We start from the raw sequence: 15,238 nt of genomic DNA, 5'->3' as shown, positions 1-15,238 counted from the left end.
GAAATAGGCATAATGCAATTGCTTTTTGAACATACAATTGCATTATGCAAAAAAGTTGTTATTGGCCTTTCCCAGTAAAAATAACAACAAAGGTTCTAATTAATATATCAATTTCCATTTTACACCAGCTAGTTGCTGATGATGTACTAAGCATATATGCGTAATCCCAACCAATCTTGTTTCTTGCGTCGTCAATGGTTTCGTCGTACCCATTCATAACTTGAGCTAGACCTGAAATACCTGGTTTTATACCGTAGGTGCGTTGAGAAAAATAAGGGATATCTTTTTCAAGCTTTGAATAAAAAATAGGACGCTCCGGGCGAGGGCCAATTAGCGACATATCTCCCATTAAAACATTCCAAAGCTGTGGTAGTTCATCAATACGTGTTTTTCTCATAAAGCGCCCTATAGGAGTTATTCTCGGGTCATCTTTACTTGCCCAAACTGCGCCGCTTTTAAGTTCTGCATCAACCACCATAGAACGAAATTTTAATACATGAAATAAGGCGACAAAATCATCACTGCTTTCGCCCACACGTAATTGTTTAAATAAAACAGGGCCTTCGGAAGTAAACTTAATGAGTATGCTTACAATGACCATTAGTGGAGTTAGTAGAACCAAACCTATTGCAGAGCCAAAAATATCTACAACTCGTTTAATTATTTTGATGGAGTTTACGCGTTTAGTTGGAGCATTTTTTACGCGTCTCCAGTGCTCGTTGTAATCACCGCGTTCATATTTAAATATTCCCCATAGAGATAAAAAATACGCATTCAATATATATATGATTTTATCAACTACAGGAATTTTTATTTTTATTTTTAGTACTCGCTTTGTTAAATCTACTACATGTACTAAAGCGATACCCAAGGCTAAAAATTGAGCCCATATGAAACTTGAAAAGAGAGCTAATGTAAGAATTAAAACATAAATGAGGGCCAATAGAATCGGCATAACACCACGCAAAACTTTGTGAGAAAAATAATTAAAACTTACCCATCCTAATTTAGGATTAAGTAATCCAAATAACACTTTTATCTGTTGCCAATTGCCAGCACCTAGCCGTATGCGCCTTGCATAATCTTGGCTTTGTTCATCACAGTCACGTTCTAATATATTTATTTCTTCATCTACAAGTGCTTTACCTCCCTCATTCAATGCTTGCATTGAAAGTATAAAATCATCGTTTATTACGCTTTCATCTAATAGCTCTGCAAATACTGACTTAATAGCGAACATGGCTCCAGGTACACCTATAACTGCTCCTAAAGTTGACTCCATACTCTTAACTTTGTTTTGATACTGCCAATAATGTTGCTGTTCAGCGGTAGCATCATCATCAAGGATATACACTCCGGTAATTACATTTACTTTTGGATCTTTGAAGCCTTTATCAATTCTCTTGAGTACGTCAATACTTAATAAGGCACTGACATCAGTGAACAGAAGTACATCATAATTACTTTTTGTTAGCTTTATAAGTTCATTAACGCCATGTGCTTTACCTTGATTTGTATTGTTGACGTGAAGGTGACATATCACGTTTTGTTCAGCTAGTTTTGACTGTGCAATAATTGCTTCTTCATAAGTATTGTCAGTGCAACCATCTAAGTAAACATGAATTGCATACATCTCAGTTTCATATAAAAGGGCACCAAGATTATAAAGCTTGTCTTTAATATGCTCTTGTTCATTATAGGCACACATTAAAATCCCAAAGTAAGCCGGTACTTGTGCATCATACTCATTGTCAGGGGATATTTCTTTTTTACTAACTAATTTAAGTAATGCGACATAGCCTACATGATGATATACAACTAAAAATACCAAAATAGTTAGAATAATCAGAATAATAGTCATTATTTTTCCTTATGCTGATATAGCATTGTAAAAGTTGTCATAGGCATCGCTCATTGTCTTAGCATCAGCTAGTGCAATGATATAGTTTCTAATACTGTCTTTATCCTCTAAGTTGATCGCATCTAATAGGGCTAATTTTAATGCCTCGTTGTCACCGAAATTCACGAGCACACCTTGTTTACTACTTACAACTTCGCTAATACCACCAACATCTGTTGCTACAATGGCTTTACCGCAAGCCATTGCTTCCAATATAGATAAAGGCAAGCCTTCTCTTTCTGAGTACAGGCACATAATATTTATAGCTGAGTAAAAGTAGTGCATTTCTTGTACATTACCTAAAAAGTTAATGCGCTCAAGTACTTCTAGATTAAGTGCATGCTCCATTAATGATGAAATTAAGCTCCCGCTTCCAGCAAATACAAAATTTATATTTTGCGGTAATGAAGGTAATAAATTAATTAACTCTAAATGCCCCTTACCGGGCTCCAGCCTTGCTGCACAACCTATCAATATTTTATCTGAAGGCAGATGAAACTTTGTACGTGCATGTTGCATATCAACACCGGTGAATTGTTCAAAGTCAATTCCGTTTAATATGGTTTTATCGGCTGATATTGAGGTCATATTATAAAAGTCATTGGCAACTACTTTAGCATCCGCAACCCAATGTATTTTAGTCAATATATTTAACCCTTTGGTGATCAAGCGTTGTTTGAAGTCTTGTAAATACCAAGCATCGTGAATAGTAGATACATGCTTAACTTGCTTGTTTCTTATACATGCTAGTCCGGCATATAGCATAGGACCAATATGGTGGCTATGAATAACCTGTATATTATACTCATCGATAATATCGCTGAGCTGCTTTATAACGTTACGATCAAATTTTGGAGCTTTATTTAAACAAATTAATTTTTGTTTAAATAATGAAAGTGCAGGCCACTGCTCAATTGCCTCTTGATCATTCCCTTCAAGCGAAACAATTAAGCTGGTATTGGCATAGCGACTTTTTTGCATTAGTGTCACTGCCATTTTTTCAAGGCCACCAATCTTAAAATGTTGGACTAAGTGTAAAATGTTCATATTATTTCCTCTTCGCAAAAGGGGGCGTTTTTTTGTTTAAAACAGTTCTTAAATTGTTGTTGCCAACAATAGGTAAAATTGTGACCACCTCCAGCGAAGATAATTTCTCAATGGTTTGAATATCTTTTAAGTGGCTATCAAATAGAGTTGCGATAAATACCGCTGTAGCACTAGCAAATATGCCAAGTACAATTCCTAAAATAATAGAAACAACAAGGGATGTGTTTATTGGTTGAGTCGGGCTATATGCACGTTCAATTGTTTTTACTTTATCCGGGCCTTCGTACTTAACTAGTTTTCCAGTAACCTTGGCCATTTCATAACGGCCAAGCATATCTTTATAGAGCGATTGTTTTACATCATAATCACGTTCAAGCTTTCTCAATTGCTTTTCTACATCACTTGTAATAAGCAATCGTTCGCTCACATCATTAACTTGTTCTTCTAATATTATAAGTTCTTGTTCGTGTTGAGATACTTCATTTTTTGCTTCTTCTAAAGCCAAAATTTGCGAGACTAACATACTAGTTTCGTTATCTTTTCCGCTAGGCAAAGTATTTGCCATTTGCCAAAGTTGATCGAGGTTCTTTATATCAATATCTTTACTATTTTCTATTAAGGCCTGTTGCCGTGTCTTTAGATTTACCAACTCTCTTTTTTTAGAGATAACTTTGCTATGCTTGTCGGTATACCGAGTTTTCAGAAAACTGAATTCAGATTCTACTGTTATAATACGCTCTTCCAATTTTCCTAGAATTGGATTGGCTTGCCCCATTTTATTTGTAAGTGAACTCAGCCTTGCTTTAGCTCCTGAAAGTGTTATCAGTTTTTGTTGTTTATCACTTAGTAACTTATCAAATGTTTGGCGATTACTATGTAAAACAGTAGGTAAAGTATTTCGATTGTGGGTTTTAAAATTTGCTAATTCTTCTTCGGATATTTCTAATTCTTCTCTTAAACTAACAAGTTGCTGATAAAAAAATTGTTCAGAAGTATCTAATGAGGCTTTAGTTGGCGCCAATAAGCTTTCAATAAATTTTTCAACAATTTTTTCAAGTACAAGTTTCATTTGTGATTGTTCATGCCAAATAAAATTTACTCTTACTAGTTCATCGCCGACTAAGGAAAGCGATAATGCTTTAGATAATTTTTGATGTATTTCTTCTATATCGGCAGGTGGTGCATCAGCGGCAACTAACCCTGTATCTCTAGCTACAGCAATTAAAACTTTGCGGCTAATTACCAACGTTCTTAATGCCGCCATGCGGTTTGATAAGTCAAACGAGAAAGATAAATCATCTAAATAAGGGTTAAGTAATGCTGACTCTTCAATTAAAATTGTGGCATGGTTGGTATATTGTTTTTCAGCTGTTGCGGCTAAAAAAGTAATTACAATAGGTACAACAATAAGCGGTAAAATAAATAGCTTTATTCGCATGTACACAGCATACAACGCTAAATAAAGTAATCTTTTTATTTGCTCTCTAACCAACATAATCCAACCTGTGCATTTGCATATTGCTACGCGAGATCCAAGATTATTTGCAAAATAAAAATTAAATCTGCAAATAACCAATTCTAATAAGTTAGTTGCAGAAGTTGAGCCAATATTAAAAATTTAGCTCAGAAAGTTTTTTCTACCGATAATGCCTTAGAGGACCAACTATGCTGTTTAGCAAGATCGCTTTGAGAAGTTTTAAGTGCGCTTAATGTTGGCTCATCTAGGTTAATTGCTTTATCAATGTGGGCAATAAACTCATCTTGCGTTTTAGCTATAAAAATTTGTGGTTGAAACCTTTCTACAGCGGGAAACCTAGTTGCAACAATTGGTTTTCCAACGGCTAAATATTCTTTTAACTTAAGAGGGTCACAGGCTCTGATTTGTTGGTTGTTAACAAAAGGTAAAATTGAAACATCCCAATGAGAAGAAAACTCCACAAGCCTATTGTGATTAACTGCAGGTATGTGTATTACATTTTTAAATTGTAATAACTGGGGAATAGGGATGGTTAAATCGCCAATTAAAACTATTTTATATTGCGGGCGAGAAGCGGCTAATGCCGTTAGTAAAGCAATATCTAACCACGCATTTATACTTCCATAAAAGCCAATGATGGGCTCATTTATCGTACTGATTTCAGGTGCTTTAGCGACATTTGAGGAAAATAAATCAAAGTTCACACCGTGCGTAAGCATTTTAGTTTTGTGAGCAGGCATTTTATTTTTTAATAACTGACTTATAACGTAAATAAGGTGGGCTTTTTTAATTAGTGATTGCTCAAAAGGCGCCACCATTTTTGCATCAACACCAGCTAGGGCGCTAAAGTCATCACCACAATAATAAATTAACTTATCGGCACTTTTAAGGGTAATTAAATATTCAGCTACTGGTACGCTTAGCCAATAAGTTATTGGTTCTTGTATGTTTGTATCTTTGAGATATTTAGCAAATACACGTTTGTTAAATGCCCTAACTAAGGCATTATCGTGCCAAGGGAGAATAGGCAGTTTAAATACCTGCATATTGTTAGGAAGTTTATTTTTAGCTTCACTGTTAGAGCGATTAAATATTTGCATCACCTTATTAAATACACGCTTTAGGTCGTTAAGTCTAAATGTAGGTTTGCGCATACCTATAGAGTTTATCCATAAAATATGGTTATTTTTTGCGAGCTCTTTGAATAAGTGCTGTGTGCTACTTGGGTGGCTTCCCCAATCCTCTGCAAAAACAATAAACTTCATATTATTAGTCTTCCTTTATTTTTTTTACTACTTTTGCAGGGTTTCCTGCTGCAATAGTAAAGGGCGGAATATTCTTAGTTACAACACTGCCTGCGCCAATAATAGCGCCTTCACCAATTGTTACACCACCTAAAATAGTAGAACCGGTACCAATCCAAGCACCACGTTTAATAATAATATCTCCAATTTGACTATCATCATCGAGGTCGCCTTTTGCGCGTCGCTTGCAATCAATTGGGTGTCCAGGAAATCCAGCTAAGAATATACGCCCTGCAAGACGTACATCATCTTCTAGTATTATTTTATCCCCTACAGAAAATGCATTTTGCCAACCAATATCAACATTACTTCCTATAGTAAGGGTTGCTTCACGATGAGTGCTTACGCGGCCGCAAAATGTACTAATGCCTGACATTCGCACATTATCAGCACATTCTATATTAAGATTCCCCAGAATTTGTGGCATACCCGAGTATAAATATAAGCCTTTCTTAGTCCCTTTAATTTGGCTTTTGAATAACGGTGTATAATATAAAATTCGTCCTAATTCACTAATTATAAACTTAACTAAATGGTGCAAACTAAATAGTGTGCTGTGCACATATGGAATAACGATCATTTGCGGATTGCGAATATTTTTTGCAAATTGAAATATATTTGCTGCTAAGGGGCTTTCACTGGTTTTTAGCCACCGTTTAAATTTCATCAGCATTTTATTTCTCCTTACTACTATCTACTGCCAATTTTTCGAGTGCGATAGTCAGTGCTAAAATTATATATAAAGGCCATGTAAAGGCTTGTGTTAAAAACGTGCCAGATACCATAAAACCAATTAATCCCGCTTTTAGAGCATTAGCATTTATGATCACATCTTTATTGTAGTTAACCTTATTTATCGAATATATTCGGGATAAACTACGATAGATACTGGCAATAAATAATAAAAAAATAAATAAACCTACAAATCCTGTTTCACCTAAAACTTGAAACCAGGTACTGTGTACTGCATGATTCTTGCCATCCCAATGAGGACTATAAAAATAATAGTTAACAAAAAAATTATTAATACCTACGCCTGTTAATGGGTTAGCAACCCCCATATTTATAGCTGCATGCCATGCATAAATACGGCCCATTGCGGATTCATCAACTCCACTTTCTTCTGCTCCACCACTTTGTCTGTCTGAAATGCCTGCAAAGACCATCATAGCCATCATGGCTACTGCACCACAAATGCCAACTACCAGAGGATTCTTGACCTTTTGATATAAGAAGAAACTTAAAATAGCTGCAATGCCTAATAGCCCACCACGACTTTGTGTTGCAATAACTCCTGATATAGCCAAAATTAAGCCAAATGCAGCAAAGGCTCGGCGAAATTTATGCGTGTTACTGTCAAATAACTCTGCGGCTAAAAAAGACACAGGAAACATAAGTACTAATGATAGGTCATTAGGATCGCCAAGCTGAGAGCGAATATCGCGAGAAATAGTGACTCTAGATCCTTCAACTAGGCCTATGCCATTCATTTTGTTACTAAGTGCGACAAGCGCTATGCTTATACCTGAGATCATTATTCCAATTCGAACATAGCTAAAGTGTGAGAAACGAGTAAGCCACCAACTAATCGCAAATACCATTATAAACACTTTAACGAGCACACCAGACCAGTATTCGATAGCCATGCCACGGTTAGTTGCTGCAAATACACAGACCGTTAGCCACACAAACCATATTACAAACACTAAATGTGTTTGGTTCCAATGTGGCCTTAGCTTTTTAGAAATAAATAAATGCCAAAAAATGCCAAAAATACTCGCAAGTGCAAGTAATTTTGGAATCTTCAAGGGCATCAAAAATACAAATGCTTCATGTAGCCTAAAGTAACTAAATAAAATGAACAAAATAACAAAAGCAGTGCTAACTCGAACGGCTAAATAACCGGCAAAAGGGAGTAGTAATAAGGCAAATGCTGCGATGGGCCCAAACATGACATATAAAGCCAAAATGGTAGTAGTTAATAAGAGGCCATTAATAATAAGGTAATGCTGCTTATACCAGTTAATCATGGGCAGACCTTTCGAACAATGTGTTTAGGGCTGTTCGGATAGGTGATTTGTACTTTTTAAATAGTGCAGCTGTATAAATTGTAAAAAAGGCTACTTGCCACAATAATAAGTGTTCAAGTTGGCTAATACTCAGTAAGTAAATTGTGCTAAAACCAACCCAAGATGGTATTAAGCGTTTAATACTATATGGAAGCTTTTCAAGCTTTTGGCTGATGAAAAAAAACAATAAAGTTTTAATTAATTGTGCAATAAACAGTGCAATAACAGCGCCCAGTATGCCTTTTAAGGGTACCAGTATTACCAATAAGATTAGTGCAGTTAAAGCGCTTATTCCATTGACTGCACTCACATAAAACCCATTACGATGTATGTAACATCCAATATTTAGTAAGTCACTGTGATGTCTTAGCACCACAATGCAAATAAGAGAGGGTAGTAACCAGCTATTTAATAGATAGTTACTAGGCAGAACAAGGGTAAAAACAAAGGGAGTAAGTACAAGCATAATTGTGCAGAGTAATATGCCGATATCTAAACTCAATTCACATAAATACACGTAGTTTTTAGGGCAGGCAGAAAGCTCTTTAAAGCGCCTTGAAAACCACCACATTCTGATAGGTTCAAATGTAAATGAGGTCATAATAGCAAACTGTAATGCTACATAATACTGAGCTAGTTTTTCTTTGCCTACACTTTCGACGATGAACCAGTTTTCTGCGCCATTATTGGTATAAACAAATAATGAGGACATAATAATACTGCATAAAAACAGGGTATCTTTGTAGCTAATTGTCCATTTTATTACGTTAAAGCTAATTGTTATATTTTTAAGGACAATTGACGTTGTTACCACTAGTGTAAGTAAACTGGCTAAGATTCCAGAAGCCATAACTCCAGTAACGCCATACCCTAAATACAAAAAAGTAATTGTTATCGTTGTTTGGCTAATTCCTTGTAAAAGGGCTAGCCATAAGAAATGTTTTGCCATTTCGTAATATCTTAAATAACAAAAAAGAATGGTTAAAGCTGAAGATAAAACTAAATTAATTGCTAAAAGTTTAATATCAATAGGATTTAAAGCAACAGGTAATAAAGATAGCAAAGGCTCAGTAAACATCAGAGTAGTAATCAAAAATAAACCATTAATGAGAATACTGAGTAAGATTGAATCCCTAAAGAGTGCAAGTTTTTGCTTTGGGTTAGCTGATTGTTGTTTAAATATTAACTCAGGAAGGCCTAAACAAAGTAATAGAGACAGGACAGCTGAGATAGAAACCAAAAAATTTAATTCACCAAATTGGCTTTGTGTTAATAGACGAGTAGATATAGGTAATAAAGCAAACCCGAGCCCTTTAAGGGCTAGTGTAGAGAATCCAAAATATAATACTTGCTTCATTGCGTTCATATCGTTTCCTAGATACTTTGGATCCAACCAGATAGTTTTTTAGCTTGCGAATTCGCATTAAAATTACTGGCAACCCAATGCTTGGCATTTGAACCTTTCTCGTAGCGTTCGTAAGGGTTTAACTTACAGAAATCAATTAACATATTTTCTAGGCCGCTTATACTCGAAGGTTCACATTTAAAACCTACTTTGTTGTTTACTATTTCTTTCGTACCCATTAATTCAGTTGTAAGCACAGGTATACCACTTGCCATTGCTTCCTTAAGTACTAGTGGGCCAGTATCTTTGTCACCGTTCTTTGAGATACAAAATGGAGCTATAAGTGCAGAATATTTACTTGTATTTTTAGCAAGCCAAAGAGGGGCTCTGTGACCTAAAAATCTTACATATTTTTCTATGTTAAGCTCTTCACATAAATATTTGAGGTCGTTTAACATTGGACCATCACCCACAATATCTAATGAAATTGGGTATGTTTTACTTATTTTCTTCAAAGCAGGAAGAAGGAAGTGCAACCCTTTTTTCTCAACTAAACGACCAATAAATAATAGTTTCACAGCTTCATTTAAGCGGGTAGGGCTAGAATTAAATAAACTTAAATCAACACCACAGTGAAGAAGCTTTATTTGTCCGACTTTGTATTTTTTTAGGAAATATTCCATATCTTCGCAAACGGCAACCGAAAAATTACATAAAGAAACCTTTAGCTTCAAATCTGAATCATTGACGTATACATCATGACCGTGACCAATTGATGAAATACTAATCTGTGCCAGTCGACTTGCTACTATTGCATAGGCAAGAGGGGCGTGCATAAAATGGCAATGTAAGTGTTCAATCTTATGGAGATTAATCACCTCAGCAATATTTAACCCATAACCTAATAATGAAACAATGGAGATGACAGAAAATTTATTTGCTAAAAACCCTCCTTTGATAGTAGTAAAAGGCTTTTTTAGAGCATATCTTAGTGCTGCAGATATTGATTTATTGATAATAATAATTTCAACACTACTATCTAGATTTGGGCAATCATTAAGGTTGTCGAAAGTAACTACGCTTACTTTATGTCCAGCTTTAACTAAAGCATTTATTTCAGTTACAACAAAGGTTTCTGATTGAATATGAAAAGTAGGTACAACAATCCCAATATGTTTCATTTAAAGTCTCCGTATGAATCTTTTACTAACTTAGCAAGATTTATGCCTATAAAATAAAGCTAATATCAGTTCATAAAAATTCAAATTGCGACGATAAATTGCATAATGCAAATGAATGGTTAAAAACCTCGCTAAAAGCCATAAAAAAAACTGGCTCTTAAATTGCGTATACAAAGTTACTTAATTTTAAACGTGTAGGGAGTTAGCTATGAGCATTGAGATAAGTGTTATAATACCCAACTATAACTGTAAGGCATATCTAGCAAAAGCTATTACGAGTGTCGTTAAACAAACAAAGGTGCAATTGGAGATAATTGTGATTGATGACGGCTCAACCGATGGAAGTGTAGAGTGGTTAGAAGATGCACAAGCGACATTTGGACAGTTACGAATTATCCAGCAAAGTAACTCAGGTGTCGCTAACGTTAGAAATGAAGCGATAAAAGCTGCTATTGGGGATTATATTGCATTTTTAGATGCAGATGATTACTGGAGCGATGATAAACTACATGAGCAGCTTCAATACATGCAAACAAAAGAAGACTGTGTTCTAAGCTTTACAAACTATATGCATGTTGACGAAAATTACAATCCCATTGTAGATTGTTACTCTTATTGGCCTGAGTTCTCAGAAAAAATAGACACAGGGGTTATAGGCTTTCAAAACCTCGAAGCGCCTTTGGGCTTTTTATTATTCGCTAATGTTATAGGAACTTCATCAGTAATGGTTAAGCGGACTGCTATAAACTATGTAAATCGTTTTGATAGTTCATTAAAAAGTGCAAGTGATTGGGATTGTTGGTTAAAACTAGCCCGAATCGGAAATGTTGGTTTCTCAACAAAAATTTCAATGGACTATTTAATGCGTTCAGATTCTATTACTGCGAACAGAACGAACCGCCTTAATGCTATGAAAGAAATAGTGTCCCGTTTTAAAAAAGATGTAAATATAAATACACGATTTAAAGCACAAGCGAGGATCCTCGAGTGCTATGCTGAATATTATCGTGAGTTAGGGAAAAAGTTTAAAGCTCTACCTATTGCGCTTACTGCATTTGTGATGTTTCCTCATAAACGAAATTTGAGAAGCTTATTACACGATATAAAAAATACTCTTACTTTTTTAATACAGAAATGATGCTTATTTAATGTTAATCGTAAAACTCAATAACTGATGATCACTACCTTTAAAGTCACTTACTTGGACATTATCTATTTCTGAGCTGGCGTCAACAATACAATGGTCAATAGCAAAGCTTGTAAAAGTAGAACGTATAAAACCTAAGGGCGAATAAGTTACATACCCAGGTAACGTGTTATAGCAGCTATTATGACTTTGCCAATAGTAAAAATGCGACCATGGAACGGTATTTAAATCCCCCGATATGAACCAAGGTGAAGGCGTTTTATTTACTACATTTTTGAGATTATTTAATATTAAATTTCTATTCTGCCATTTTTGTTCAGTTCGTGGTGACGGCGGGTGAGCAATAAACCCCGTAATAATTTTCTCTGCAATTAAAAATTGCAGCTTTATATAGCCTAGCCTGTCTCCATCAATTCTTACCTGCTGCTTTAGCAAGATAGGCAACCGTGAAACAACGACTATGCCATATGGGCTTCCTTCAACTTCTTTATACCCAAATAAATGTGCACGTTTCAAAAAAGGCTGAAGTAAGTTTCGGTTACGGTCATTAAACTCTTGAAGAATTAAAATATCCCATTGCTGCGTTATAATATCTTTAAATTGATTCTCAACATGTTGATTCGAATAGCTTAAGTTTATCTGTTTGATATTTATTTGAGTGCTATAATTTGTTTTTCTATCAGTTGTAATATTAGAGTTTGAGTACCAAGGGTGTAAACATAGACCGCTCATTATCAATATGATTAGTGAAAGCTTTAGTGCGCGTAATAACAGTAACGTTATACCTAATAATAAACAGATAGCTAGTAGCTGAAAACGAAAAGAACGAATTAAATCTGCTGCATAATTTTGTATTGGATTGAAAGCAAGAATTAATAAAACAAGCGAAATTATAAACAAGCAATAACCAATAATATGCTTAGCCTTATGCGCATGTATTTTTTGCATTTTAGCTCCGTAGATTTTTATTGAGTATAAAATAATGCAGTCTAAATAATATTATCTTTATTATGTACTAGGACCGTTATAACGAAAGAAAAAAGGAATATAAAAACTATATTCCTTACAAGGGGGAAAATGAATTAAGGTTTTGCAATCATTATCTCATTTCAAAAAGCTGTTGCTCTTTAGTATCGTCGAATACCCAAGTAAAAGATAAAGGTTGTGTGCTGTTGTCATAAAACCAAATTTCTGCAACTAATTCGATATCTTGTCGGCTCATAGTAAGCGCAGTATTTATAGCACTTTGAGATAATGGCGACCTAAATAAGCAATTATTGTAGTCAGCCCTAAGGGAGTCGGTTTTTTTCTGACATATATTTAAATAAGCACGGACATCACCAAGACCCAAATTTACATCTACATCTAAATCAAATTTAGTAGAGAGATCAAAGCCTTCTGCAACCTCTAAGCTTGCCATACCAGCAGGTTCTTCTGATGTGACAGGATCACTTGTTGGGTTATCAGCTACTGTTGGTGTGGTTGTTTCGCTATCGCCACCACCACAGGCAGCCAAATACATTGATAAAGCTATGATTAATATTGTCTTGTTCATAATTATTCCCCTTTTTCAACAACGCTATTTGCGTTGAATTTATTAAACCATTGTGAGCTTTGTTTACCTGATGATTCAGCAAATTCGGCAAAGCTTTCATAAGCTTGGGTGATATCTATTCCTTCAAGCGGGTGTTGCCACTGCATACCAATTTCAAGGGCCCAAGGCAGACCATTTTCAGTTAAAAAATATAGGCCATCTCCGCTCTCGCTTTTGTCATCAGAACCATCTAATGCTAAAAAGCTAGAATTGAAAGCCTCTGTAGGTACTTGATTCTTAATATGCACCTCCCAGCCTCGTGCTTCTTGGTCAATTAAAAAATCGCCGTGATAAAAACCCTCAGAAGCAAAAATAAATGGGTCTAGCAGCGTACCTGGTGATGTTGATACCGATTTAGCCGTATTAAGAGGAATTGTCATGCTAAATGGTACGAGGCTATTTTTGTTGCATCCGCTTTCTGTTCTGAAATAACTGCATCCAGAGTCGGTTGAAACATAATCCCAAGTATCTTGCATAAAGATTAAAATAGCGTCATTTCTGTCGGCTTCTAAAAAGTCACCGCTTTGTACTTGACCATCAATTACTAATGAAATTTTTTGCTCATCGACTTCACTGCGTAAAATTGACTTAGTTTCACCACTATTTAGCGTTTCCTGAAGCCTTACTGCAAACCCGTTATGATAAGTTGCGCCTATTCCAACGAGTTGGCCGTCTATTTTGTATCCAATAATAGCGCCACCTTCTATTAGTTGGGTAGTTCTGTAATTTAGTACAACATCGTTAAAGTCATAATCGCCGGCATAAGGCCATTTATCTTCAAAGGCAAGTGTTACCCAGTCACTTTCCCCCGGGTATACTGCGCTTGCATATGTTGTTATTTGATAATCTTCTACTTCTCCACCTAGCACGCCACCCGTGGCTGTAATTAGTGATGCTTCTGAACCATCTGTAACTCTGAAGCGAGCCCAGGTTTCACCTGATTTAGTATTCTCTGGCACTGAAATGACAATACTGTTATCACCAGCATTTAGTTGTAGCTTAGTAACTGTGCGCTCATCTTCGGTAAACGCACCGTTTTGATCCCAATCGAACCATGCGTATAAATAACCTTCAGCCGATGCATTAACAATTATCTGTGAATCTTGCCCTGCGGAAATTGCAGTAACAAAGCTTACGCCATCATCTGAACTATCAATTGGGGAGTCTTCTAAGTCAGTTTCGAAATTAATATTTTCACCATCAACTGTTGCACCTAAATAAATTAAATTGGCATTGGTGTTGTCAGGAGCAAATAAGTGACGTGCGCCACTTTTTTCTAAACTTGTATTATATGGGCTTGGTGCATCTCCAAAATCAATTGAGCTATCCGTAACTTTAACTTCTGCTATAGCACAACGGGCCCCATCGTTTTGGCTAGATTTTGGGCCAGAGGTAAATACATTTGCTACTGGGGTATACCCTACAACTGGGCTTACACTTAAATCAACTTTATGAATTTTACCGCTGCTATTATTACTAAAATAAAACTGACCATTAATATCAAAGTAGGCTGCACCAAATGCACCAGAGTCATCTCCAATATCTAATTGAGTAATAAACTTTGTGGTGTTGGTAGTTACATTAACTTCATGTAAGTCACCGTTGCTTTCAACAGCATACAATAGGTTGCTAGTCGGGTGAAAAGCAAAATCGAAAATACCTAGCTTCCAACTGTTACTGCCATTAGCAAGTTTGGCAGTAATTGTTTCATTTAAATCGCCATCAAGATTAACTGAATACAAGCCAAAACTAGGTGTATAAACATAGTAAGTTGCACTTTGATTACCATCCTCGCCTGTAACCTGAATATCACCAACGTAAAAGTTTGTATCTGGTAAACCTTCTACTGTAAGGCGTTTCATTTCATAATCGCTACCAATTTGTACAACACTTTTAGGTGATTGACGGCTGAACCCATACATGTACTGGTCTTTATAGTTAAACCCGACGGCATTTACGCTCTCACCATTTGCTTCATCTTCAAATGTAAGGCTTGAAGCAAGTACAGTTGGTTTAGCTGACACTAGATCGATACCGTAAAGTTGTGCGTTAGAGTTTTGCATTAGAAAGGCTTGGCTCGGACATTCATCAAATGCTTGTCCAAAAGCTGTGCATGGAATTAAAGCTATGCAGACTTTAGCTAGTTGGATGAGTTTCATCATGTTACCCTCATT

At 35.7% G+C, this 15,238-nt stretch carries 12 protein-coding genes; 1 reads left to right on the top strand and 11 read right to left on the bottom strand.

From position 1 onward, the window contains the following. Nucleotides 1-58: 58 nt before the first annotated feature. From CXF89_RS16075 to CXF89_RS16040, 8 genes are all read right to left on the bottom strand, one after another. On the bottom strand, nt 59-1,861 hold the full coding sequence (locus tag CXF89_RS16075; protein ID WP_076924522.1) for a sugar transferase: 1,803 nt from the start codon (nt 1,859-1,861) through the stop codon (nt 59-61). Between the two features lie 9 nt (nt 1,862-1,870). Further along, nucleotides 1,871-2,947 (bottom strand): glycosyltransferase, encoded by a 1,077-nt coding sequence (locus CXF89_RS16070; RefSeq protein ID WP_121955166.1) that lies wholly within the window; start codon nt 2,945-2,947, stop codon nt 1,871-1,873. A 1-nt stretch (nt 2,948) separates the two neighbouring features. Next, nucleotides 2,949-4,442 carry a GumC family protein gene (locus tag CXF89_RS16065; protein WP_121955165.1) on the bottom strand — a complete coding sequence of 498 codons (1,494 nt, stop codon included), beginning with the start codon at nt 4,440-4,442 and terminating at the stop codon, nt 2,949-2,951. 128 nt (nt 4,443-4,570) lie between these two features. Next, nucleotides 4,571-5,689, bottom strand: a complete 1,119-nt coding sequence (locus CXF89_RS16060; RefSeq protein ID WP_076924525.1) for a glycosyltransferase family protein — start codon at nt 5,687-5,689, stop codon at nt 4,571-4,573. Between the two features lie 4 nt (nt 5,690-5,693). Continuing rightward, a complete protein-coding gene (locus CXF89_RS16055; RefSeq protein ID WP_076924526.1) occupies nt 5,694-6,401 on the bottom strand; it encodes an acyltransferase in 708 nt (235 codons plus the stop codon). A 1-nt stretch (nt 6,402) separates the two neighbouring features. Then, nucleotides 6,403-7,758: an O-antigen ligase family protein gene (locus CXF89_RS16050; protein WP_076924527.1), complete on the bottom strand. Its 1,356-nt coding sequence runs from the start codon at nt 7,756-7,758 to the stop codon at nt 6,403-6,405. Then, complete coding sequence (locus CXF89_RS16045) at nt 7,751-9,163, bottom strand: lipopolysaccharide biosynthesis protein (protein WP_121955164.1); 1,413 nt, start codon at nt 9,161-9,163, stop codon at nt 7,751-7,753. Before CXF89_RS16045 ends, CXF89_RS16050 begins: the two co-directional genes overlap by 8 nt. 8 nt (nt 9,164-9,171) lie before the next feature. Beyond that, on the bottom strand, nt 9,172-10,323 hold the full coding sequence (locus CXF89_RS16040) for a glycosyltransferase (RefSeq protein ID WP_121955163.1): 1,152 nt from the start codon (nt 10,321-10,323) through the stop codon (nt 9,172-9,174). Between the two features lie 208 nt (nt 10,324-10,531). Between CXF89_RS16040 and CXF89_RS16035 the strand changes: the two genes are divergently transcribed. Further along, nucleotides 10,532-11,461, top strand: coding sequence for a glycosyltransferase family 2 protein (locus CXF89_RS16035; protein ID WP_121955162.1), 930 nt, complete (start codon nt 10,532-10,534; stop codon nt 11,459-11,461). Nucleotides 11,462-11,464: 3 nt separating this feature from the next. On the opposite strand, the gene CXF89_RS16030 is transcribed toward CXF89_RS16035, so the two are convergent. The 3 genes from CXF89_RS16030 to CXF89_RS16020 all read right to left on the bottom strand — a co-directional run bounded on the left by CXF89_RS16030 (nt 11,465) and on the right by CXF89_RS16020 (nt 15,223). Next, complete coding sequence (locus CXF89_RS16030; RefSeq protein WP_121955161.1) at nt 11,465-12,418, bottom strand: endonuclease/exonuclease/phosphatase family protein; 954 nt, start codon at nt 12,416-12,418, stop codon at nt 11,465-11,467. Between the two features lie 151 nt (nt 12,419-12,569). Further along, nucleotides 12,570-13,025: a hypothetical protein gene (locus CXF89_RS16025; RefSeq protein ID WP_076924532.1), complete on the bottom strand. Its 456-nt coding sequence runs from the start codon at nt 13,023-13,025 to the stop codon at nt 12,570-12,572. A gap of 2 nt (nt 13,026-13,027) precedes the next feature. After that, complete coding sequence (locus CXF89_RS16020) at nt 13,028-15,223, bottom strand: LruC domain-containing protein (protein WP_076924533.1); 2,196 nt, start codon at nt 15,221-15,223, stop codon at nt 13,028-13,030. Nucleotides 15,224-15,238: the final 15 nt, after the last annotated feature.

Origin of the sequence: Pseudoalteromonas sp. MelDa3 (genome assembly GCF_002863625.1) — a bacterium.
Classification (GTDB): Bacteria; Pseudomonadota; Gammaproteobacteria; order Enterobacterales; family Alteromonadaceae; genus Pseudoalteromonas; species Pseudoalteromonas arctica.
This window is presented reverse-complemented; position numbering and strand designations above follow the sequence as displayed.